A 20369-nucleotide genomic window follows, 5' to 3' on the forward strand; every position below is an offset into this window, starting at 1 on the left:
CGGAGGTACTGCCCGCGACGTGCGACGATGTGCGGCATGCCGCAGCAGCCCCCCGTTCGGAGCACTCCTACGCGCCCCCCGCGCCCGGACGCATCCATGTCGCTGCTCACCAACGTCATGGACCACAGCCTCGACGACGGGTACGCGGAGGCGGCCGCCCGAAAGAAGGCCGACGGGACCGGCGCCCTGCCGAAGACGTTGCGGGCGAAGCTGGGACTCGCGGCCGGTCTGGTGCTCGCGGCCCTCGTGGTGACCGTAGGCGCCGCGCAGGCGCGGATAGCGGCTCCGGTCGTCGCCAAGGAGCGCGAGGAACTCATCGACCGCATCGACCGCGAGACGTCGGCGGCCGACAAGCTCGAGGGCAGTATCGACAAGCTCCGCGACGACGTGAGCGCGCGGCAGCGCGAGGCGCTGAAGAAACACGGCGGCGACCAGGGCGAGCTGGTGGGCATCCTGTCCGGGGCGGTCGAAGTGCACGGCCCCGGTGTGAAGCTCGTCGTGGACGACGCCAAGGAAGCCGACGAGGCCGGCGACGGAGACGCACGCGAGACGTCGGGCTTCTCCGACACCGGGCGGGTGCGCGACCGCGACATGCAGCGCGTGGTCAACGGGCTGTGGGAGTCGGGCGCCGAGGCCATCTCGATCAACGGACAGCGGCTGACGGCGCTGTCCGCGATCAGGGCCGCGGGTGACGCGATACTGGTCGACAACAAGCCCCTGGTGCCGCCCTACACGGTGCTGGCGGTGGGGGACGGCAAGCGGCTGAGCACCGAGTTCCAGAACAGCGGTGACGGACAGTATCTGGACGCGCTGCGGAAGAACTTCGGTATCCGGACCAGCATTTCCGTCGAGGACGAGGTCCGGCTGCCCGCCGCACCGAGTGTGATCGTACGAACAGCGCAACCGAGCACAGAGAAAGGCACATCGTGATCGCCGTACTGGGCCTCGTCGTGGGAGTCGTGGCTGGATTGTTGGTCCGGCCCGAGGTTCCGGCGGTGGTCGAGCCCTATCTTCCGATCGCCGTCGTCGCGGCGCTCGACGCCGTGTTCGGAGGTCTGCGGGCGATGCTCGACGGCATCTTCGACGACAAGGTCTTCGTGGTGTCGTTCCTGTCCAACGTCGTCGTGGCCGCGCTGATCGTCTTCCTCGGCGACAAGCTGGGTGTGGGCGCCCAGCTGTCCACGGGTGTCGTGGTCGTCCTCGGCATCCGGATCTTCTCCAACGCCGCGGCGATCCGCCGTCACGTGTTCCGGGCGTGAGGCCGATGAGCAGCCAGGACGAGACCCCAGAGACCCCTGAGACTCCCAGGAGTCCGGAAGCCCCTGAAACCCCGGAGGCCTCCGAGAACCGCCTGCGCAAGGAACTTCCCGACGAGGTGCGGGCGGAGGAGGCGCGGGCCGAGGCGAACCCGGAGCCGCCGGACGTCGAGGCGGAACCGCACAAGCCGGTCCTGACCGGTCGGCAGCGGCTGGTGAAGGGTCTTTGGCCGCCGCGCGTGTCGCGTGCGCAGTTCATCGTCGCCCTCCTGCTGTTCGGCCTCGGCTTCGGTCTCGCCGTGCAGGTGGCGTCCAACAGTGACAGCGACGGCGCCCTCCGCGGCGCGCGTCAGGAGGATCTCGTACGCATCCTCGATGAACTGGACGACCGTACGCAGCGTCTGGAAGAGGAGAAGCAGGGGCTGGAGGATCAGCGCACCGAGCTGGAGAACAGTTCGGACCAGGCCGAGGAGGCCCGCAAGCAGACGGTCGAGAAGGAGAAGCAACTCGGCATCCTGGCGGGCACCGTGGCGGCGCAGGGTCCCGGCATCACGCTGACCATCGAGGACGAGAAGGGGACGGTCGAGGCCGACATGCTGCTCGACGCGATCCAGGAACTGCGTGCCGCCGGAGCGGAGGCGATCCAGGTCAACGGCGTGCGGGTCGTCGCGGGCACCTATCTGACGGATGTGAGCGGCGGAGTCGCCGTCGACGGGAACAAGATCAGCGCCCCGTATCGTTTCAAGGTCATCGGCAAGCCTCAGGACCTCGAACCGGCGCTCAACATCCCGGGCGGAGTGGTGCAGACTTTGGAGAAGGAGCAGGCCACTGTCACGGTGGAACGTTCGGACAAGATCATCGTGGACGCCTTGCGACCGGCGAAGCGGCCTGACTACGCTCGGTCGTCCTCCCAGTGAACCGGGGGCGCTTGGGGGCGGCTCCTCGAGGGCATGAGGTTGCGGGGGGTCGACGCACCGAATGGGTGGTGCGTGGTGGAAACTGTCTGGTGGATACGGACGTTGTGAGGGTGTCCGGCTCGACCGGTGTGTGCAATCAGGGTTCGTCCTGCCCCACGGGCGGGTCTGTTTCGGTCAAGGGGAATCGCCCGTGAAGTTGTTTGCGAAGTTGTTCGGCAAGAGCGCGCGAGAGGGCAATGACAACGCCACTGCCCGCCATCGTGCGCAGCGCCCCGCAGAGGGCGAGGATCAAGGGGACCGCCCCCTGTTCCGCGACCAGGTCGGTGGTCCGGGCGGTGACATTTCCGGTGGTCAGGGCGCGCCGTCTGTTGACCCTGCCCAGTCGGGACGCATAGGTTTCGGCTCCGACCCGTATGCGTCCAACGCCCCCACGGGGCAGCCGCGGCAGGAGGATCCGTCCATGTCGGCCCTGGTGTGTACGAGGTGCGGTAACCGCAACGCGGAGGCGAGCCGCTTCTGCTCCAACTGCGGTGCTCCGTTGCGGGCCGGGGCGACCCCCGAGCGTCCGTCGGAGACCACCTCGACGATCTCCATCTCGGGCCTCGAGGCCTACGACGCCGAGGCCACCGGCCAGACGCAGATGCCGATGCTCTCGCCCGAGGCGCAGGCCGCGGTCGACGCGCTGCCGCTCGGCTCGGCGCTCCTGGTGGTGCGCCGCGGGCCCAACTCGGGCAGCCGCTTCCTGCTGGACGGCGAGCTGACCACCGCCGGCCGTCATCCGCAGAGCGACATCTTCCTGGACGACGTGACCGTGTCGCGTCGCCATGTGGAGTTCCGTCGCGTTCCCGACGGCTCGTTCACGGTGGCGGACGTCGGCAGCCTCAACGGCACGTACGTCAACCGGGAGCGGATCGACTCGGTCCCGCTGTCGAACGGCGACGAGGTGCAGATCGGCAAGTACCGGCTGGTCTTCTACGCGAGCCAGCGGGGTATCTGACCCGCCCCCGGACCCGGTCCGGGGGGACCCTCAGGAAGGTCCATGCTTCGAACACCGAGCGGCGGTGTCGGCCACGGCACCGCCGCCATGGACAACGGTCTGATGAGCATCGGCACGGTGCTCACTCTGCTGCGCGACGAATTCCCCGAAGTCACCATCTCCAAGATCCGTTTCCTGGAGTCGGAGGGGCTCATCGAGCCGCAGCGGACACCGTCGGGGTACCGGAAGTTCAGCCCGGGTGACGTCGAGCGCCTCGGGCACGTCCTGAGGATGCAGCGGGACCACTATCTGCCCCTGAAGGTGATCCGCGAGCACCTGGACGCCGTGGAGCGCGGTGAGGCGCTGCCGTTGCCGTCCGTGGGGCGCCAGCGCGACGGCGAGGCGCTCTGCGAGTCGGAGGGGCCGACCGTGGCCCGGATCGGGCGGGCCGAGCTGCTGGCCGCCGTGGAGATCGGCGAGCAGGAGCTCGAGGAGTGGGAGTCGTACGGGCTCATCACACCGCTGCCGGAGGGGGTCTACGACGCCGAGGCGGTGACCGTGGCCGGTCTCGTCGTCGAACTGGGGCGGTTCGGGATCGAGCCGCGCCATCTGCGAGCCGTTAAGGCAGCCGCAGACCGTGAGGCCGGCCTTGTGGACCAGGTCGTGGCCCCGCTGCGGCGTCACCGCAATCCGCAGACCAGGGCGCACGCGGAGGCGCAGACCAAGGAGCTGGCGGGGCTCGCGGTGAAACTGCACGCCGCGCTGGTGCAGTCCGCGCTCGGGGTGCGGCTTCCCTGACCCGGTGGGCCGCGCGGAGCGCGGGATCGGGCGCCCATTCCGTGCCCGACTACCCAAAGATGCCGGGCACGGCCTAGGGTTGCTGTGTGAACGAGCTCGACGTCGTAGGTGTCCGGGTCGAAATGCCCTCCAACCAACCGATCGTGCTCCTGCGTGAAGTGGGAGGCGACCGTTACCTCCCCATCTGGATCGGGCCGGGGGAGGCGACGGCGATCGCCTTCGCTCAGCAGGGCATGGCCCCCGCGCGACCGCTGACCCACGACCTGTTCAAGGACGTGTTGGAGGCCGTCGGCCAGGAGCTCACCGAGGTGCGCATCACGGACCTGCGGGAGGGCGTCTTCTATGCGGAGCTGGTGTTCGCCAGCGGGGTCGAGGTCAGTGCCCGGCCGTCCGACGCCATAGCGCTCGCGCTGCGCACCGGGACGCCGATCTACGGCAGTGACGGGGTGCTGGACGACGCCGGCATCGCCATCCCGGACGAGCAGGAGGACGAGGTGGAGAAGTTCCGCGAGTTCCTCGACCAGATCTCGCCCGAGGACTTCGGGACCAACAGCCAGTGACCTTCCGGTCCGGGCTCCAGTGACCCTCCGGGACCGCCGGACAACAGGCCGTGCGGCGCTTGTCCCGAGAGCATTCGGCTAGCCTTTCCCCGCGGTGGGACACGGGAAACCACTCCTAGGGTGATTATCACTCGGCGTGCCGAGTGTGGCGGTCGTTGACGCACCCCTGGTGGCTGCCTACCTTCGAGAAGGCAGGTCAAGGACGGAGGTCGGCGTGAGAAGCAGCGGCGACGGTACGGCTGGGGGTGCCCCCGGACCCGGTCTGGGGGAGAGCAGCCCGTACCCGCTTCACAGCAGCGCGGCCGATCACGTGCAGCGGCCGACGGCGGTGCCCGAAGACGGCGAAGTGACGCCCGAGGAGGTCGGTTATCGGGGGCCCACGGCCTGCGCGGCCGCGGGCATCACCTACCGGCAGCTGGACTACTGGGCCAGAACAGGGCTCGTCGAGCCGAGCGTGCGCGCCGCCTACGGGTCGGGGACGCAGCGGCTCTACAGCTTCCGGGACGTCGTCGTCCTGAAGATCGTCAAGCGGTTCCTCGACACCGGTGTCTCGCTGCAGAACATCCGCACCACGGTCCAGCACCTGCGTGAGCGCGGGTTCCGGGACCTGGAGCGGATGACGCTGATGAGCGACGGCGCGACGGTCTACGAGTGCTCCTCGCCCGACGAGGTCCACGCGCTTCTCCAGGGCGGCCAGGGCATCTTCGGGATCGCGGTGGGCGTGGTCTGGCGGGACGTGGAGAGCGCACTCTCACAGCTGCACGGGGAGCGCGTCGACACGGGTGAGACGCTTGTGCGGCCCAATCCGGCGGACGAGCTGGCGCGGCGCCGTAATCGCGCGGTCTGAGTCGGCGGAGCCTGTCGGGGCCGTCCGGCCCTGACACTCGCTGCCTGATGCCCTCCACCTGCCGCTGGGCGCCCGCCGTTCGGCCACGGGTGGTCCGGACTCGCGCCGGTCCTCAGGGCGCGTGCCGGGGCATTGTCAGTGGCGTAGGGCAGCATCGGACATGTGAGAACCGCGCCCACGATCCTGCATCTCGACATGGATGCCTTCTACGCCTCGGCGGAGCAGGCGGCCAAGCCGAGCCTGCGCGGGAAGGCGGTCATCGTGGGCGGGCTCGGGCCGCGAGGTGTGGTGGCCACCTGCTCGTACGAGGCACGGGTCTTCGGGGTGCATTCGGCGATGCCCATGGCGCAGGCCCGCCGGCTGGCGCCGAACGCCGCGTATCTCGTACCGCGCTTCGGGCTCTACCGGGAGATCAGCGAGCAGGTGATGGGCCTGCTGCGGGAGCTGTCGCCGCTGGTGGAGCCGTTGAGCCTGGACGAGGCCTTCGTGGACCTGGAGGCCGGGCAGACGGCCTGGGACGCGGAGTCGGCACGGCTGACCGGAGTGAGGCTGCGCGGCGACATCAGGGCCGTCACCGGACTGACCGGGTCGGTCGGGCTCGCCGCCTCCAAGATGCTCGCGAAGATCGCTTCCGAGCAGGCCAAGCCCGACGGGCTGGTGCTGATAGACCCGGGCACCGAGCGGGAGCTGCTCGCCCCCATGTCCGTGCGTACGCTGCCGGGCGTGGGGCCCGCCACGGGGGACCATCTGCGGCGGGCCGGGATCACCACGGTCGGGGAGATCGCCGAGGCGGGCGAGGACGAGCTCGTACGGCTCCTGGGGAAGGCCCACGGCGTCGCGCTGTACGCCATGGCACTCGCGCACGACGTGCGGCCCGTGGTGGCCGAGCGGGACACCAAGTCGGTGTCCGTAGAGGACACGTACGACGTGGACATCCATGACCGGGTCCGCGTGCGGATGGAGGTGCAGCGGCTCGCTGACCGGTGTGTGCGGCGGTTGCGGGGCGCGCATCTGTCGGGGCGGACCATCGTGCTGAAGGTCCGGCGGTACGACTTCTCGACGCTGACCCGGTCCGAGACGCTCAGGGGGCCCACGGACGACCCCGCGGTGGTGCGGGAGGCCGCCGCGCGGTTGCTGGAGTCCGTGGACACCACGGGCGGCGTACGGCTTCTGGGGGTGGGGGTCTCGGGGCTTGCCGACTACACGCAGGAGGACCTCTTCGCCCAGGCTCGGACCGCTGCTGCCGCCGCCGAGGAGTTGGAACATGCGGAGAAGGAAGAAGCCGAGGAGGTGGTCGAGGAGCCGGTGCCTCCTGCTGAGCGGCGGTGGCATGCGGGGCACGACGTGCGGCATGCCGAGTTCGGGCACGGGTGGGTGCAGGGGAGTGGGCTGGGGCGGGTGACTGTGCGGTTCGAGACGCCGGACTCCTTGCCCGGGCGGGTGCGGACGTTTCGGAGCGATGATCCTTTGTTGGAGGCTGCGGAGCCGTTGCCGTTGGTGGAGCGACGGCCTGGGGATGTGGGGGCGCCTGCGGGGTCGCCTGCGGCGGGCGGGGAGGGGTGATTGGGTGCGTTTGTGTCTGCGGGTGCGTTGTGGCTGATCGCGCAGTTCCCCGCGCCCCTGAAAGACGGGGGTGACTGGGGTGCGTTTGTGGGTGCGGGGCCGTTGTGGCTTGTCGCGCAGTTCCCCGCGCCCCTAAGAGGCGGGGCTGATCCCTTGCCGCTAGGAGACGGGTTGTTCCCGAGCTGCCCCAGGAGGTGACGGCCCTTTCCGAGCCGCCCCAGGAGGTGACGGCCCTCTCCGAGCCGCCCCAGGAGGTGACGGCCGTTTCCCGAGTTGCCCCAGGAGGTGGCGGGGGCCTCGCCGTCGCTTACGGGGTCTCGTCCCTGCCTGCCAGGTGGCCGAAGTCGTGGTCCGGGAAGGGGGGTGGGGGAGCTACGTCCAGGCCGTAGTGGTGGTAGAGCTGGAGTTCCTGTTCGGGGGAGAGGTGGCGGCCTACGCCGAAGTCGGGGGCGTCCTTGATCAGGGCGCGTTCGAAGGGGACGCGCAGGGTTCCGTCGGCCAGCTCGCTGGGCTCCAGGGGGACGAAGGCGTCTCTGCTGAACAGGCCGGTGCGTATGGCCGCCCACTCCGGTACGCCGGTCGCGTCGTCGAGGTAGACCTCGTCGACCGTGCCGATCTTGGTGCCGTTGCGGTCGAACGCCTTGCGGCCTATCAGGTTGCGCGGATCGATGTCGGTCTGCACGGGCCCTCCAGCTGCTCGCAACTCATCCGTAAGCACTACGAAAGAGCACTTTGGGGAGGGCGGCCACTCGGGGGAACCCCGCTGGTACCCTGGGCAACGGCTGCTGACCCCATGCGGGAGAGTCCTCCAGGCTTCATCGGAGGCGCCGAAGGAGCAAATCCTCCCCGGAATCTCTCAGGCCCACGTACCGCATGGACGAGGTCACTCTGGAAAGCAGAGCGGTGTCCGAGTTTTTGACGGGTTCCGCTCTCACCGACGGTGAAAGCCGGTGCGCCTTCACGGGCAAACCGGTGAAGCTCTCAGGTTGAGATGACAGAGGGGGAGGCCGTCCGGGCACCCATGACGTGGTGCCCCTCGAAGGTCGTCAGACCAGGAGGCCTCCGCAATGACCGCCCATCGTATTCCGCTCTCAGAGCTCGAACAGGGAATCCCCTTCGAGCAGCGCCACATCGGGCCCGACACCGAAGCCCGGGCCAAGATGCTCGCGCACGTGGGGTACGGCTCGCTCGACGAGCTGACGGCCACCGCGGTCCCGGATGTGATCAAGAACGCCGACTCGCTCGAACTGCCGGGCGCCCGCACCGAGGCCGAGGTACTGAGCGAGCTGCGCTCCCTCGCGGACCGCAACCAGGTGCTGGACTCCATGATCGGGCTCGGGTACTACGGGACGTTCACGCCGCCCGTGATCCTGCGCAACGTCATGGAGAGCCCGGCCTGGTACACCGCGTACACGCCGTATCAGCCGGAGATCTCGCAGGGTCGCCTGGAGGCGCTGCTCAACTTCCAGACCGTGGTCGCCGAGCTGACCGGACTGCCGACCTCCGGGGCCTCGCTGCTCGACGAGGGCACGGCCGCCGCCGAGGCCATGGCGCTGTCGCGGCGCATGGGCAAGAACAAGAAGGGCCTGTTCCTGGTCGACGCGGACACCATGCCGCAGACCATCGCCGTGATCGAGACCCGCGCCGAGCCGACGGGCGTCGAGGTCGTGGTCGCCGACCTGAGCGACGGCATTCCGGCCGAACTCGCCGAGCGCGAGATCAACGGCGTGCTCCTCCAGTACCCGGGCGCCTCCGGTGCCGTACGGGACCTCAAGCCCGTCGTCGAGCGGGCGCACGAGCTGGGCGCGGTCGTCACCGTGGCGGCCGATCTGCTCGCCCTGACGCTGCTCACCTCGCCCGGTGAGCTGGGCGCCGACATCGCGGTCGGTACGACCCAGCGCTTCGGTGTGCCGATGGGCTTCGGTGGGCCGCACGCCGGATACATGGCCGTGCGCGAGAAGTTCGCGCGCAGCCTGCCCGGCCGGCTCGTCGGCGTCTCGGTCGACGCGGACGGCAACAAGGCGTACCGGCTCGCCCTGCAGACGCGGGAGCAGCACATCCGCCGTGAGAAGGCGACCAGCAACATCTGTACGGCTCAGGTGCTGCTCGCCGTGATGGCCGGGATGTACGCCGTCTACCACGGTCCCCAGGGCCTGAAGTCCATCGCGCGGCGCACCCACCGGTACGCCACGATCCTCGCCGCGGGTCTGAAGGCCGGCGGGGTCGAGGTCGTCCACGAGGCGTACTTCGACACCCTCACCGTGCGGGTGCCGGGCAAGGCGGCCGAGACGCTCGCGGCCGCGCGCCGGGGCGGGGTCAACCTCCGGCTCGTCGACGCCGACCACCTGTCCCTCGCCTGCGACGAGACCACCACGCGGGCCCAACTGGGCGCCGTCTGGGCCGCGTTCGGGGTCGACGGCGACGTTGCCGTGCTGGACGGGGCGACGGAGGACACACTGCCGGCCGCGCAGCTGCGCACCGACGAGTACCTCACGCACCCGGTCTTCCACCAGTACCGTTCCGAGACCGCGATGCTGCGCTACCTGCGCCGGCTCGCCGACCGTGACTACGCGCTCGACCGGGGCATGATCCCGCTGGGCTCCTGCACGATGAAGCTCAACGCGACGACCGAGATGGAGCCGGTCACCTGGCCCGAGTTCGGCCAGCTGCACCCCTTCGCGCCCGCCGAGCAGGCGCAGGGCTATCTCACGCTCATCCGTGAGCTGGAGGAGCGGCTCGCCGAGGTCACGGGCTACGACAAGGTGTCGCTGCAGCCCAACGCCGGTTCGCAGGGCGAGCTGGCCGGTCTGTTGGCCGTACGCGGCTATCACCGGGCCAATGGCGACGAGCAGCGCACCGTCTGCCTCATCCCGTCGTCCGCGCACGGGACGAACGCCGCGAGCGCCGTGATGGCCGGGATGAAGGTCGTCGTCGTGAAGACCTCCGACGACGGCGAGATCGACGTCGAGGACCTGCGGGCCAAGATCGAGCAGCACCGCGACGAACTGTCGGTGCTGATGATCACGTACCCCTCGACGCACGGGGTGTTCGAGGAGCACGTCGCCGACATCTGCGCCCAGGTGCACGAGGCGGGCGGCCAGGTGTACGTCGACGGCGCCAACCTCAACGCGCTGGTGGGGCTTGCCAAGCCGGGGCACTTCGGTGGCGACGTCTCGCACCTCAACCTGCACAAGACGTTCTGCATCCCGCACGGCGGCGGCGGTCCGGGCGTGGGTCCGGTCGGGGTGCGCTCGCACCTGGCGCCGTATCTGCCGAACCACCCGCTGCAGCCCGCCGCGGGCCCGGAGACGGGCGTGGGCCCGATCTCGGCCGCTCCCTGGGGCTCCGCGGGCATCCTGCCCATCTCGTGGGCGTACGTCCGTCTCATGGGCGGTGAGGGGCTCAGGCGGGCCACGCAGGTCGCCGTCCTCAGTGCCAACTACATCGCCAAGCGGCTCGAACCGCACTACCCGGTGCTCTACACCGGTCCCGGCGGGCTCGTGGCGCACGAGTGCATCATCGACCTGCGGCCGCTGACCAAGGCGACCGGCGTGAGCGTCGACGACGTCGCCAAGCGGCTGATCGACTACGGGTTCCACGCGCCGACGATGTCGTTCCCGGTGGCCGGCACGCTGATGATCGAGCCCACGGAGAGCGAGGACCTGACCGAGATCGACCGGTTCTGCAACGCGATGATCGCGATCCGTGCGGAGATCGAGAAGGTCGGCTCGGGCGAGTGGGCGGCGGACGACAACCCGCTGCGGAACGCGCCGCACACGGCCGCCGCGCTCGGCGACACGTGGGAGCACGCGTACAGCCGCGAGGAGGCGGTCTTCCCGGCCGGTGTCTCGGCCGCGGACAAGTACTGGCCGCCGGTGCGCCGGATCGACCAGGCCTACGGCGACCGGAACCTGGTCTGCTCCTGCCCGCCGCTGGACGCCTACGAAGAGTAATCACCGTCGGACATGCGTCGGGGCCGGTTCCGGGATTGCTTCCCGGGCCGGCCCCTCATGTGTTCGGACGGCCTGCCCCGCCGCCCGTGTGCGCCGTGCCGCTCAGGCGGCGGTCATCACGTCCATGGCCACAGGGCGATGTGGAGCGATGATCCGGCCGTCCGGCAGGAGCTCACCGGTGTCCTCGAAGAGGAGAACGCCGTTGCACAGCAGGCTCCATCCCTGCTCCGGGTGGTGCGCCACAAGATGGGCGGCCTCCCGGTCGGCGGAGTCGGCTGTCGGGCACGGTGGCTGGTGCTGGCACATTGATGGGATCTTTCGCTTTGGTGTGAGGTCGGTGATCGGTGTCGTGTCTGTTCCGCGGCTCGAACTGATGCTCATTGCCGCCCCCCGTTTGTCAGATGGTCCGGAACCCAGTGTTGCCCTACGGGCGTCAATCCGCAGGGATTTGGCGTCAGCGCTCCTCACAGGTTGATGACGCATCACCCGTGCGGACGGTTCATTCCAACTGGGCTGTCTCTTCGGGTGGTTCCCAATGGTCGGATGGGGCTAGTCCGGACGGGCCGGGGGTGCGTTGAGTCGATGTGGCGTCACTCCGAGCAACACCGGGCGACACCCGCCCCACGTCGTCACCGCGTGGATCAGCGGGGTGCGTCACCGCCCGTGCACAGCAGCGTGCCCCGCGGCCGGTGTGTGGCCGCGGGGCACGGAAGCCGGGGTGCGCTCAGGCGGGTGAGCCGAGCAGCGGGGCGGGCGTCGGCGTCGGCGTGAGCCGATGGGTCAGGACGGGCAGCAGCTCGGCCACGCGGTGCGGTCGGTGCGCGGCGATGCCCGGCGGGGCGGGAGCCAGCGGCACCAGGAGGTCGGTGGCCGCGGGATGGCCCTCGGCTCCTTCGGCCGCGCAGTCTCCGTGCAGCCAGAGTGTGAGCATGTAGAGCTCGGGTACGGACAACAGACGGGCCTGGTACGACCCGTTCATCGTCTCCGCCTGACGCAGGGCGCGCTCGGTGGCGGTGACGTACGGGCCTTCGAAGAAGTGCGAGAAGGCCCAGCCGTCGGGGGTCAGCCTCGTTTCCGCGGCCGCCACGGCACGTTCGCCGCAGCGGATCAGGAAGCGCCACCCGGCGAGGCGGGTGGCGGAGGCGCCCGCCGGGGTGATCCGGTCGAGTACGTGGACGGGCAGCGGTAGATCGGGTGTGGCGGGTCCCTGGGCACTGCGCAGGGACGGGGTACGCGCTTCACGGACCGCGGTAGGGGAACCGAGGGCGGTGAGGACGGTGCGCAACGCGGGCGCGGGAGCCGGGGGCACATGCAGCGGCATGGTGGGTCGCCTCTCATTCGACAGGCATGGTGGCGCGAGGGCGGGGGCGGACGGCGCTGTCAGCTCTCGGGTCAGAGGAGCGTGTGCCCAAGGTCCGGTCGTCAAAGTGACGTCGTTCGCCCGAAGGGTCGGCCGCGTGGCGGGCGGCACTTTGACGGCAGGACCTACCATGGCGGACGCCAACTCTCTGCCTCGTTCGCGGAGTTTATACGACACGTGTTCTGACGGTGTTTCGTCTAGCCGTTCCGCGCATTAAGGGCAAGAGACAATTCGGTCGGCGTGACGTGCGTTTGGTCCTGGTTCTCCAGGGGTACCCGTCGATGACCTCGGAATATGCCACCGGGGTGGACGGCCGGTTCCTGTCGGCGTTTTTCACGACAGGGTCGATCGTTGAAATCGCGCACTGACCCATGCCTGGTGAATGTGCCTGTGGGTATCTGCGTTCTGAGTAGCGCCCGGGGGGTCCGTTCCAAGGCGTTATCGATCACACTGCCTGGGCATCATCCCACGTGACCCGGGACATCAGCGGCCGGTTCGTCGGGCTGCCCAGTCGAGGAGGGACACTTCGATGGGGGAGAAGGTCGTGGCGGGGCCGATCGGCCTGTCCGATCGGCAGCGCTACCGCGAAAAGCTCCAGCAGTGTCTGGCGGGGCTGGAGCGGCTGCTGGCGGAGAAGCGGTTCGACCGCCCCAAGAATCTCATGGGCCTGGAGATCGAGCTGAATCTCGCCGGTCCTGACGGCATGCCGAGAATGATGAATGCGCAAGTACTTGAGCGTATCGCGAGCCGGGATTTCCAAACAGAACTCGCCATGTTCAATCTGGAAGTCAACATTGCTCCCCATCGGCTCGGCGGCCGTGTATTCGACCGGCTCGCCGAGGAGTTGCGCACGTCACTCGCATATGCCCACCGGAAGGCGAACGAGGTCGATGCCGGAATCGTGATGATCGGTATTCTGCCGACGCTCGCCCGCGACGACCTGGTCTCCGCGAACCTTTCCGACGTGGACCGCTACACGCTGCTGAACGACCAGATCGTGGCCGCACGCGGCGAGGACTTCAGGCTGGACATCGAGGGTGTGGAGCGGCTCAGCTGCACCTCGGCGTCCATCGCGCCCGAAGCCGCCTGTACCTCCGTGCAGTTGCACCTCCAGGTCACGCCCGGACGCTTCGCCGACGTGTGGAACGCGGCGCAGGCGGTGGCCGCCGTTCAGGTCGCGGTCGGCGCCAACTCGCCCTTCCTGTTCGGCCGTGAGCTGTGGCGCGAGTCGCGGCCCCCGCTGTTCCTGCAGTCCACCGACACCCGTCCGCCCGAGCTCCAGGCGCAGGGGGTCCGTCCGCGGACCTGGTTCGGGGAGCGGTGGATCTCGTCGGCGTACGACCTGTTCGAGGAGAACCTGCGCTTCTTCCCTCCCCTGTTGCCCATCTGCGACGAGGAGGATCCGCGGAGCGTCCTCGACGAGGGCGGCACACCCCGGCTCGCCGAACTCGTGCTCCACAACGGCACCATCTACCGCTGGAACCGGCCGGTGTACGGCATCGACGACGGTGTCCCGCATCTGCGCGTGGAGAACCGCGTGCTGCCCGCGGGCCCGACGGTCACCGACGTCATCGCCAACGCGGCCTTCTACTACGGGCTCGTACGGGCCCTCGCGGGCGAGGCGCGGCCCGTGTGGACACGGCTGCCCTTCGAGGCCGCGGCCGCCAACTTCGACCAGGCCTGCCGGTACGGCATCGACGCGCGGCTGGAGTGGCCGCGACGCGGCAGGTACGGCGGCACCACACGGATGCCCGCGACGCGGCTGGTGCTGGACGAGCTGCTGCCGCTCGCGGCGGCGGGCCTGGACGCGTGGGGCGTCGAGCCGGCCGACCGGGACCTCTACCTCGGAGTCATCGAGGAGCGCTGCAAGCGGGGGGTCAACGGGGCCTCCTGGCAGTCCCGTACGTTCCACAAGGCGCTGGAGGGCGGCATGGGGCGGGATGCCGCGCTGGCCGCCACGACGAAACGGTACGCCGAGCTGATGCACCTCGGTGAGCCCGTGCACACCTGGCCGGTCGGGTTACCGGCGCCCGCCGTTTCGCTCGGGTGAGGTCGGCGGGGTGACGTGTGGCGGTGGCGGTGAGTGGGTGATCAGTTCTGGTCGCCGGCCCGTACGACGGCCTTCAGGATCGCCGAGTGGATCTGGGACGGGTCGGTGACGAGGTGGGCCGAGCCTCCGGTCGCCTCGGCGATCTCGTCGAGTTCGTTCTTGTCGGCCTCCGGCCCCACCGCGATCGCGATCAGCGGTACCGGGCGGTCCGGATCGGTCAGCTGCCGGAGCTGGGCGACGAGGGCGGAGCGCGAGATGCTCCCCGGATCCTCGTTCACACCGTCGGTCAGCACTACCAGCGCGTTGAACTTGCCCTTCGTGTAGGAGGCCGTGGCCTCCTTGTACGCCGCCAGTGTCGTGTCGTACAGGCCTGTGGCGCCGTCCTTGACCGGCTTCAGGCTGTCGAAGGCCGCCGACAGCAGGTCCCGCTGGGTGCTGCCAGCCGCGCGGCCGCCCAGCCGCTCGGCCGGGACGAGTACGCGGTAGTCGCGCTTGCCGTCGATCCTCCTGGAGAACGTCCAGAGCCCGACCTCGTCCTCCGGGGTGAAGGTGGCCAGAGCCTGCGACAGCGCCGCCTTGGTCACCTCCATACGGGACTCGCTGGTGCCCGGGACCGGCTTCGACATGGACGCGGAGATGTCGACGACCGTGGTGAGACGGGTGCTCTGCACGGTGATCGTCCACATGCCGAGGGCTTCGTCGATCTCCTTGTCCGTGGCCGGTTCCTCCGGCAGCTCCTTGTACGGCTGCGGGGCGCGGCCGCCGGCGCGGGTCACCAGCTTGTCCGGGATGTCGTCGTCATCCGTACGGAAGCCGTGCTTCTCCAGGATCCGGCGCCCGTCGGGCTCGCCGAGGAGGGTCATGAACCGCAGCGCGGCCCGGCTCTCGTCCGTGGTCAGCGCCGGTTCGTCGACCAGCGCGAACGGGTAGTCGAGCAGGGGCGAGCCGTCCTTCGGGTAGAAGAGATCGAGGTCGTCGCCGCTGTCCGCGGTCGTGTTGTACGCGAACGCCGCCTGCTCGGAGAGGATCAGCGCCTGATTGCGCTTCGGGTTGCCCTGCTCGGTGCCGGAGAGGTCGCGCGGCAGGGTGTCCAGGACCTGGCTGTCGCTGTCGGAGGCGCGCAGGGAGAGGGCCTTCGCGGTGGCCGCCGCCAGGATGTCGCCGTCCTCGGCCTTGCCCACCGCGTGCGTCAGCCGGGTCAGGGCGAGCAGACCGGTGGCACTGCGCGAGGGATTGCCCGCCCCGAGCTTCAGCCGCTCGCTCGTCGTCGTCGCGTCTGCCAGCTCGGTCCAGCTGTACGTCTTGAGGGGCCACCCGAGCGACTTCGCGGCCGTCGGGATCATCGCCACACCGACGGGTGACGAGGCGACGTTGCCCGCCGGTGTCACCGGAGTCGACTTGCCGTCCGCCATGATCCGGTTGACCCACACACCCGAGTCCGGCACCCAGGCCTCGAACTCGGTGGCGCCCTTCTCCTTCGACCGCAGGGCGTCCGTGACCTTGTACGCGTCCCGGGCGGTCACCTGCACGTCGAGGCAACTGCCGTCGGACGTCACGTCGTTGTCCCTGGCGTAGCCGGCCGCGTCCTTGAGCGCGGGCGCGATGCCCGGAGCGGCGGCGATCCTCAGGCGTACGGCACTGTCCCAGCAGGACGAACCGAAGGAGAGCACGCCGCCGTCGACCGCGGCGGCCGTGCCTGCGGCGAGGGCGAACACGAGGGCCGTCGTGAGCGCCACGTTGCGGCGCCGCGCGCGCCGCCGGGGGCCGGTGGCGCCCGTCCGGAACCCGTCCGGCAAGCTGTGACGTCCCATGGCGGTCGTGCCCTTCCCCTGGTCGAGCTGGAGTCGTTGAAGCCGTGAAATGGCCGAATGCTATGGCATCGGGGGAGGGGTGCCCGCGGGGCGTCCGTTCCCCGGACGGCTTGTCGCGCACGATCTTCGCAACTTCTTTCGAGACCCTAGCGGGGCGAAGATGGGGATGAGGCGGGATTGCTCAACTGGAGGCAGGAGTGCACGTGGAGGCAGGGTCCGTGGCTGATTCGTTTCCCGAGGACCGGCCCGCGCGGCGGATTCTCCGTGACGAGACGCTGCTCGTGCTGGGTGTCTCGCTCGGGGCCAGTGGCGTCTCCGCGCTGATCAGCTTTGTCGGTTCGGTCACCAAACCGGGAGGTCTCAAGGACCAGGCGGCCACGCTCAACGCCTCGGCCGCGCCCGGCCGTCCCTGGCTCGATCTGGCGTGGCAGCTGTTCGGGATCGCTTCCGCGCTGGTGCCGGTCGCCCTCGTCGCGCACTTCCTGCTGCGTGAGGGGAAGGGGCTGCGCACGCTCGGCTTCGACCGCACCCGTCCGTGGCCGGACCTCGCCCGGGGTGCCGCGATCGCCGCGGTGATCGGCAGCTCGGGCATCGCCTTCTATCTGGCGGCCCGTGGCCTCGGCTTCAACCTCACCGTGGTGCCCGAGGCACTGCCCGAGGTGTGGTGGAAGTACCCGGTACTGATCCTCTCCGCGATCCAGAACTCGGTCCTGGAGGAGGTCATCGTCGTCGGGTATCTGCTCCGCCGCCTCGACCAGTTGGGCTGGACACCGGTCGGCGCCCTGGTGGCGAGCTCGGTGCTGCGCGGCTCGTACCACCTCTACCAGGGCATCGGTGGGTTCATCGGCAACATGGTGATGGGCGTGGTCTTCGTCTACCTGTACCGCCGCTGGGGCCGGGTCGGGCCACTGGTGGTCGCCCACTCGCTGCTCGACATCGGGGCGTTCGTCGGGTACGCGCTGCTGGCCGGGAAGGTGGGCTGGCTCCCCACCGCGTGAACAGCGGGAAGCCCGAACAGCGTGAAGGGGGCGTACGAGATCTCGTACGCCCCCTTCACGCTGTTCAGGAGGCGAGCAGTTCGCCCTCGATGACGGTCACCGCGCGGCCGGTGAGCAGTGTGCGGTCGCCGCGGAGTCCGGTCCGTACGAGGCCGGAGCGGGACGAGGCCTGGTGGCCGGTGAGGTCGGTGCGGCCGAGGCGCTCGGACCAGAACGGGGCGAGGGCCGTGTGGGCGCTGCCGGTGACCGGGTCCTCGTCGATGCCGATGTTCGGGAAGAAGCAGCGGGAGACGAAGTCGTAGCCCTGTGAGGGGTCGGCGGCGGGCGCCGTGGCGATGATGCCGCGCTCGGAGTGGCGGGCGAGGGACGCGAGGTCGGGGGAGAGACCCAGGACCGTCTTCTCGTCGGCGAGTTCGATCAGCAGGTCGCCGATGTTCGGGCCGGTGTCATGGGTGGTGAGCGGCTCGGCGCCCAGGGCCTCGGCGACGCCCTGCGGCACGGCGACCGGGGTCAGCGGGGCCGTCGGGAAGTCCAGGGTGATCGAGCCGTCGTCGTGCGCGGTGGCGATGAGCACGCCGCTCCTGGTCGCGAACCGTACGGGTCCCTGGGCGGCGCCCGTCGTGGCCAGTACGTGCGCGGTGGCGAGTGTCGCGTGGCCGCACATCGCCACCTCGGCCGCGGGCGTGAACCAGCGCAGCGCCCAGTCGGCCTCTCCGCCCGCCGGGAGGGGATGGGCGAAGGCGGTCTCTGCGTGGTTGACCTCCAGGGCCACGTTCTGGAGCCAGGCGTCGTCCGGGAAGGACGTGGAGGCGTCGAGGAGGAGGACCCCGGCCGGGTTGCCGGCGAAGGGGCGGTCGGTGAAGGCGTCGACGATTCGAATCCGCATGAGGCAGACGCTAGGCGCTGGGCACAGGCGCAGGCCAAGGCCAATCCGGGGTGGGTGGACCGGTGCGTGGGGCGACGCCGGCGCAGAGCAACGCTCCGATCATCGCGACCGGGACCCCGCGGCAGCTGTCTGTGGACATCGACATCCTTCCTCGCGCACCACCGACGGCGCACGCATCGCCTTCGATTCTTGGCCCGCGGTAGGCGCCGCGACGTGAACGAACGGGGGCGCAAGACGGACATGGCGGAACTCCGCCAAGAATGTGTCAGCCGTGCGGCACGCCTGCCACCGGCTTGCCACCGAGGAAGTCCTCCAGGGTCTCGGTAAACAGCGTCGGCTGCTCCTCGGCCACGTAATGGCCGCAATCGTCGAGGACCACCCCGGTGACATCGTCGGCCGCCGGCCGCATCGTCTCGGCGACCATCGCGCCGCTGTACCGCGCGCCGCCGATGGCGAGCACCGGCAGCGTCAGCCGGGTCTTCTTGCGCTGCTCGTTCTGCGCGATCGTCTCGTCCAGTGCCCGGTAGTACGCGAAGCTCGCCCGCAGCCCGCGAGGATCCGCGACGATCGCATCGACGTAGACGTCGACGGCGTACGCGGGGATCGCGTCCGGGGTGGCTGCCTTCTTGGCGAACTGGTAGCCGAAGAAGAGCCGCTCCCGCCCCCGGACCAGCTCCTCGTTGAGGTCGGTGAGCCGGTTGAAGCCGAAGTGCCAGAGCCGCTGGTTGACCGCGGCCGGGCTGAAGACCGACGGGATCGGCGTGAGACCGGGGACAATGGCGTCGACGACGGCGAGCCGGCCCACCCGCTCGGGGTGATCGGCAGCGAGGGCGTATCCGGTCCACATGCCGATGTCGTGGCCGACCACGTCGAAGCGGTCGTGCCCGAGCGCGGCCATCAGAGCGACCAGATCGGCGGCCAGCGTGCCGGCGTCGTAACCGTCGTCGGGCTTGTCGGAGAGCCCGGCGCCGCGCGAGTCGACGGCGACGACGGTGTGCTCGCGGGCGAGCGCGGGCATCACTTCCCGCCAGGCGTACCAGGTCTGCGGCCACCCGCCGACCAGCAGCAGCGGCGGGCCGTCCCCGCCGGTGACCGCGTGCAGCCGCAGCCCGTTCAGCTCCACGAGCCGGCTGGTGAAGACGTCGGTGAACCCGTCGGGCAGCCGCAGCGAACTCAAGCTTGTAGTGACGTCGGCCGTGCTCATCATGGAACGATCAGTCCAACTTGTCATGCCGACGACCCTACACATCTTGAAACGATCGGTGCAAGATGCGTTAGGCTGTCGAACCATGGCGGGCCGCAAGCAATTCGACGTGGACGAGGCGCTACGACGCGCGATGTACGTCTTCTGGCGCTGGGGCTATTCGGAAGCCTCGTTCGACCGCCTGACCGAGGGCACGGGCCTGGGCCGGAGCTCGCTCTACGGCACCTTCGGCGACAAGAGCACCCTCTTCCGGAAAAGCCTCCAACGGTACGCGCAGACCTACCACCCGCTGTACGACCAGGCACTTTCCGGCCCTCACCCGAACCCGAGCGCCGTTGTGGCCGCCTACCTGCAGGTCACCCTGAACCGCATCGCCGACCCGACGGTCCCGGACGGCTGCCTGCTCACGGTGTCGGCAACGCAGTTCCCGGCCCTCGACGCGGAGGGTCGGGCGATGGTCCGCGCCATGATCGACGGTTTGCGAGCGATGCTGGAGCAGGCGTTGATGGCGGCGGGGGCCGATGAGCGCGAGGCGGCAGAGCTGGCGTTGTGCACGCTGGCGACGAACAAGTCCCTGGCGGTGCTGAGCCGCGCCGGCTTCTCGAGCGAAGACCTGGCAACCGTCGCCGCGGCCGCCGCCCGTATCCCCGGGAGACCACATCCACTGCCTTGAGCAGTGCGATGGACACCCAGAGCCCCAGCGAAGTCGTTTGGTGATGCCGAATAGTGCCAGTGGTCGGGTGCTGTCGCGGGCGTAGTGGCGGTTGGCGCCGGTGATGCGGAGTGCGCCGATGGCGGCGTTGCCGGCAAGTGTTCGCAGGCCGGCCGGAACAACGGCTCCGGGGAGTCGTGCTCCATTGCCCGCGCGAACAGGAACTCAGCGAGGCCGCTGCGACAGCCGGCCCACCGCAGGCGACGGCGCGCCGGTCACCCCGTCCGGCACGAACCTCAACCAGGACAGGGTGCATAACTGCACCGCCGTGCCGAGCCCGTTACGACCGGTCCGGAACGTAGGCAGGAACGCCTCGTCCGGCCCGGCCAACGTGAAGTGGCGGATCAACTCCGAGCGCCCGACCTCCGGGAGCGGCTTTGAGCAACCTTCCCTGGCAGTCGATCACTGATCACTGGCACAGGTCAGCCCTCCTTCGTCGATGGGTCTTGCCTGACGAACTATTCCGATATATCGTTGA

18 protein-coding genes, 1 pseudogene and 1 riboswitch are annotated in these 20369 nt (G+C 69.6%); of the genes and pseudogenes, 12 read left to right on the forward strand and 7 right to left on the reverse strand.

Annotated features, from left to right (window positions below; translation table 11 throughout):
* The first annotated feature begins 27 nt into the window (after positions 1 to 27).
* The 8 genes from OG718_RS43570 (at position 28) to OG718_RS43605 (ending at position 6917) form a co-directional block, all read left to right on the forward strand.
* On the forward strand, positions 28 to 930 hold the full coding sequence (locus OG718_RS43570; RefSeq protein WP_328846741.1) for a DUF881 domain-containing protein: 903 nt from the start codon (positions 28 to 30) through the stop codon (positions 928 to 930).
* Positions 927 to 1259 (forward strand): small basic family protein, encoded by a 333-nt coding sequence (locus OG718_RS43575; RefSeq protein ID WP_003988855.1) that lies wholly within the window; start codon positions 927 to 929, stop codon positions 1257 to 1259. The genes OG718_RS43570 and OG718_RS43575 overlap by 4 nt, the downstream gene beginning before the upstream one ends.
* 5 nt (positions 1260 to 1264) lie before the next feature.
* Entirely contained in the window at positions 1265 to 2173 is a 909-nt protein-coding gene (locus OG718_RS43580) for a DUF881 domain-containing protein (RefSeq protein ID WP_260695883.1), read from the forward strand.
* 61 nt (positions 2174 to 2234) lie between these two features.
* A complete protein-coding gene (locus OG718_RS43585) occupies positions 2235 to 3170 on the forward strand; it encodes an FHA domain-containing protein (RefSeq protein WP_306941058.1) in 936 nt (311 codons plus the stop codon).
* 42 nt (positions 3171 to 3212) lie between these two features.
* A complete protein-coding gene (ftsR, locus tag OG718_RS43590) occupies positions 3213 to 3947 on the forward strand; it encodes a transcriptional regulator FtsR (protein ID WP_328846742.1) in 735 nt (244 codons plus the stop codon).
* An 86-nt stretch (positions 3948 to 4033) separates the two neighbouring features.
* Positions 4034 to 4507, forward strand: a complete 474-nt coding sequence (locus OG718_RS43595) for a bifunctional nuclease family protein (RefSeq protein WP_006123076.1) — start codon at positions 4034 to 4036, stop codon at positions 4505 to 4507.
* Positions 4508 to 4721: 214 nt separating this feature from the next.
* Positions 4722 to 5354: a MerR family transcriptional regulator gene (locus OG718_RS43600; RefSeq protein WP_328846743.1), complete on the forward strand. Its 633-nt coding sequence runs from the start codon at positions 4722 to 4724 to the stop codon at positions 5352 to 5354.
* 162 nt (positions 5355 to 5516) lie between these two features.
* Positions 5517 to 6917 (forward strand): DNA polymerase IV, encoded by a 1401-nt coding sequence (locus OG718_RS43605; RefSeq protein ID WP_143644364.1) that lies wholly within the window; start codon positions 5517 to 5519, stop codon positions 6915 to 6917.
* A gap of 307 nt (positions 6918 to 7224) precedes the next feature.
* Here OG718_RS43605 and OG718_RS43610 read toward each other — a convergent pair whose 3' ends face one another.
* Positions 7225 to 7599, reverse strand: coding sequence for a PRC-barrel domain-containing protein (locus tag OG718_RS43610; protein WP_186001561.1), 375 nt, complete (start codon positions 7597 to 7599; stop codon positions 7225 to 7227).
* A 104-nt stretch (positions 7600 to 7703) separates the two neighbouring features.
* A riboswitch (glycine riboswitch) is annotated at positions 7704 to 7799 on the forward strand.
* Between the two features lie 185 nt (positions 7800 to 7984).
* On the opposite strand from OG718_RS43610, the gene gcvP reads away from it, so the two are divergent.
* Positions 7985 to 10870: an aminomethyl-transferring glycine dehydrogenase gene (gene gcvP / locus OG718_RS43615; RefSeq protein WP_328846744.1), complete on the forward strand. Its 2886-nt coding sequence runs from the start codon at positions 7985 to 7987 to the stop codon at positions 10868 to 10870.
* 102 nt (positions 10871 to 10972) lie between these two features.
* On the opposite strand, the gene OG718_RS43620 is transcribed toward gcvP, so the two are convergent.
* Positions 10973 to 11176 (reverse strand): DUF5999 family protein, encoded by a 204-nt coding sequence (locus OG718_RS43620; protein WP_143644361.1) that lies wholly within the window; start codon positions 11174 to 11176, stop codon positions 10973 to 10975.
* A gap of 418 nt (positions 11177 to 11594) precedes the next feature.
* Positions 11595 to 12191: a hypothetical protein gene (locus OG718_RS43625; protein ID WP_143644360.1), complete on the reverse strand. Its 597-nt coding sequence runs from the start codon at positions 12189 to 12191 to the stop codon at positions 11595 to 11597.
* A gap of 568 nt (positions 12192 to 12759) precedes the next feature.
* On the opposite strand from OG718_RS43625, the gene OG718_RS43630 reads away from it, so the two are divergent.
* Positions 12760 to 14280, forward strand: coding sequence for a glutamate--cysteine ligase (locus tag OG718_RS43630; RefSeq protein WP_306941064.1), 1521 nt, complete (start codon positions 12760 to 12762; stop codon positions 14278 to 14280).
* A 41-nt stretch (positions 14281 to 14321) separates the two neighbouring features.
* Here OG718_RS43630 and OG718_RS43635 read toward each other — a convergent pair whose 3' ends face one another.
* Positions 14322 to 16091: a substrate-binding and VWA domain-containing protein gene (locus tag OG718_RS43635; protein ID WP_328846745.1), complete on the reverse strand. Its 1770-nt coding sequence runs from the start codon at positions 16089 to 16091 to the stop codon at positions 14322 to 14324.
* Between the two features lie 197 nt (positions 16092 to 16288).
* Between OG718_RS43635 and OG718_RS43640 the strand changes: the two genes are divergently transcribed.
* Entirely contained in the window at positions 16289 to 17089 is an 801-nt protein-coding gene (locus OG718_RS43640; protein ID WP_143644357.1) for a CPBP family intramembrane glutamic endopeptidase, read from the forward strand.
* Between the two features lie 64 nt (positions 17090 to 17153).
* Here the strand turns inward: OG718_RS43640 and OG718_RS43645 are convergent, their stop codons facing one another.
* Together OG718_RS43645 and OG718_RS43650 are read right to left on the reverse strand one after the other, a co-directional pair.
* Entirely contained in the window at positions 17154 to 17975 is an 822-nt protein-coding gene (locus tag OG718_RS43645; protein ID WP_328846746.1) for a PhzF family phenazine biosynthesis protein, read from the reverse strand.
* A gap of 265 nt (positions 17976 to 18240) precedes the next feature.
* Entirely contained in the window at positions 18241 to 19206 is a 966-nt protein-coding gene (locus OG718_RS43650) for an alpha/beta fold hydrolase (RefSeq protein WP_260695882.1), read from the reverse strand.
* Positions 19207 to 19264: 58 nt separating this feature from the next.
* Between OG718_RS43650 and OG718_RS43655 the strand changes: the two genes are divergently transcribed.
* Entirely contained in the window at positions 19265 to 19852 is a 588-nt protein-coding gene (locus OG718_RS43655; RefSeq protein ID WP_328846747.1) for a TetR/AcrR family transcriptional regulator, read from the forward strand.
* 204 nt (positions 19853 to 20056) lie between these two features.
* Here the strand turns inward: OG718_RS43655 and OG718_RS54485 are convergent.
* Positions 20057 to 20248: pseudogene (locus OG718_RS54485) on the reverse strand (DUF4158 domain-containing protein); the annotation flags it as partial.
* Positions 20249 to 20369 lie beyond the last annotated feature (121 nt).

This window comes from Streptomyces sp. NBC_00258, assembly GCF_036182465.1.
Classification (GTDB): domain Bacteria; phylum Actinomycetota; class Actinomycetes; order Streptomycetales; family Streptomycetaceae; genus Streptomyces.

Coding starts and splice junctions, on each gene's coding strand:
- OG718_RS43620 (WP_143644361.1), bottom strand. CDS start 11,176: ATGTGCCAGCACCAGCCACCGTGCCCGACAGCCGACTCCGCCGACCGG.
- OG718_RS43635 (WP_328846745.1), bottom strand. CDS start 16,091: ATGGGACGTCACAGCTTGCCGGACGGGTTCCGGACGGGCGCCACCGGC.
- OG718_RS43630 (WP_306941064.1), top strand. CDS start 12,760: ATGGGGGAGAAGGTCGTGGCGGGGCCGATCGGCCTGTCCGATCGGCAG.
- gcvP (WP_328846744.1), top strand. CDS start 7,985: ATGACCGCCCATCGTATTCCGCTCTCAGAGCTCGAACAGGGAATCCCC.
- OG718_RS43650 (WP_260695882.1), bottom strand. CDS start 19,206: ATGACAAGTTGGACTGATCGTTCCATGATGAGCACGGCCGACGTCACT.
- OG718_RS43645 (WP_328846746.1), bottom strand. CDS start 17,975: ATGCGGATTCGAATCGTCGACGCCTTCACCGACCGCCCCTTCGCCGGC.
- OG718_RS43585 (WP_306941058.1), top strand. CDS start 2,235: ATGGGTGGTGCGTGGTGGAAACTGTCTGGTGGATACGGACGTTGTGAG.
- OG718_RS43570 (WP_328846741.1), top strand. CDS start 28: ATGTGCGGCATGCCGCAGCAGCCCCCCGTTCGGAGCACTCCTACGCGC.
- OG718_RS43655 (WP_328846747.1), top strand. CDS start 19,265: ATGGCGGGCCGCAAGCAATTCGACGTGGACGAGGCGCTACGACGCGCG.
- ftsR (WP_328846742.1), top strand. CDS start 3,213: ATGCTTCGAACACCGAGCGGCGGTGTCGGCCACGGCACCGCCGCCATG.
- OG718_RS43625 (WP_143644360.1), bottom strand. CDS start 12,191: ATGCCGCTGCATGTGCCCCCGGCTCCCGCGCCCGCGTTGCGCACCGTC.
- OG718_RS43580 (WP_260695883.1), top strand. CDS start 1,265: ATGAGCAGCCAGGACGAGACCCCAGAGACCCCTGAGACTCCCAGGAGT.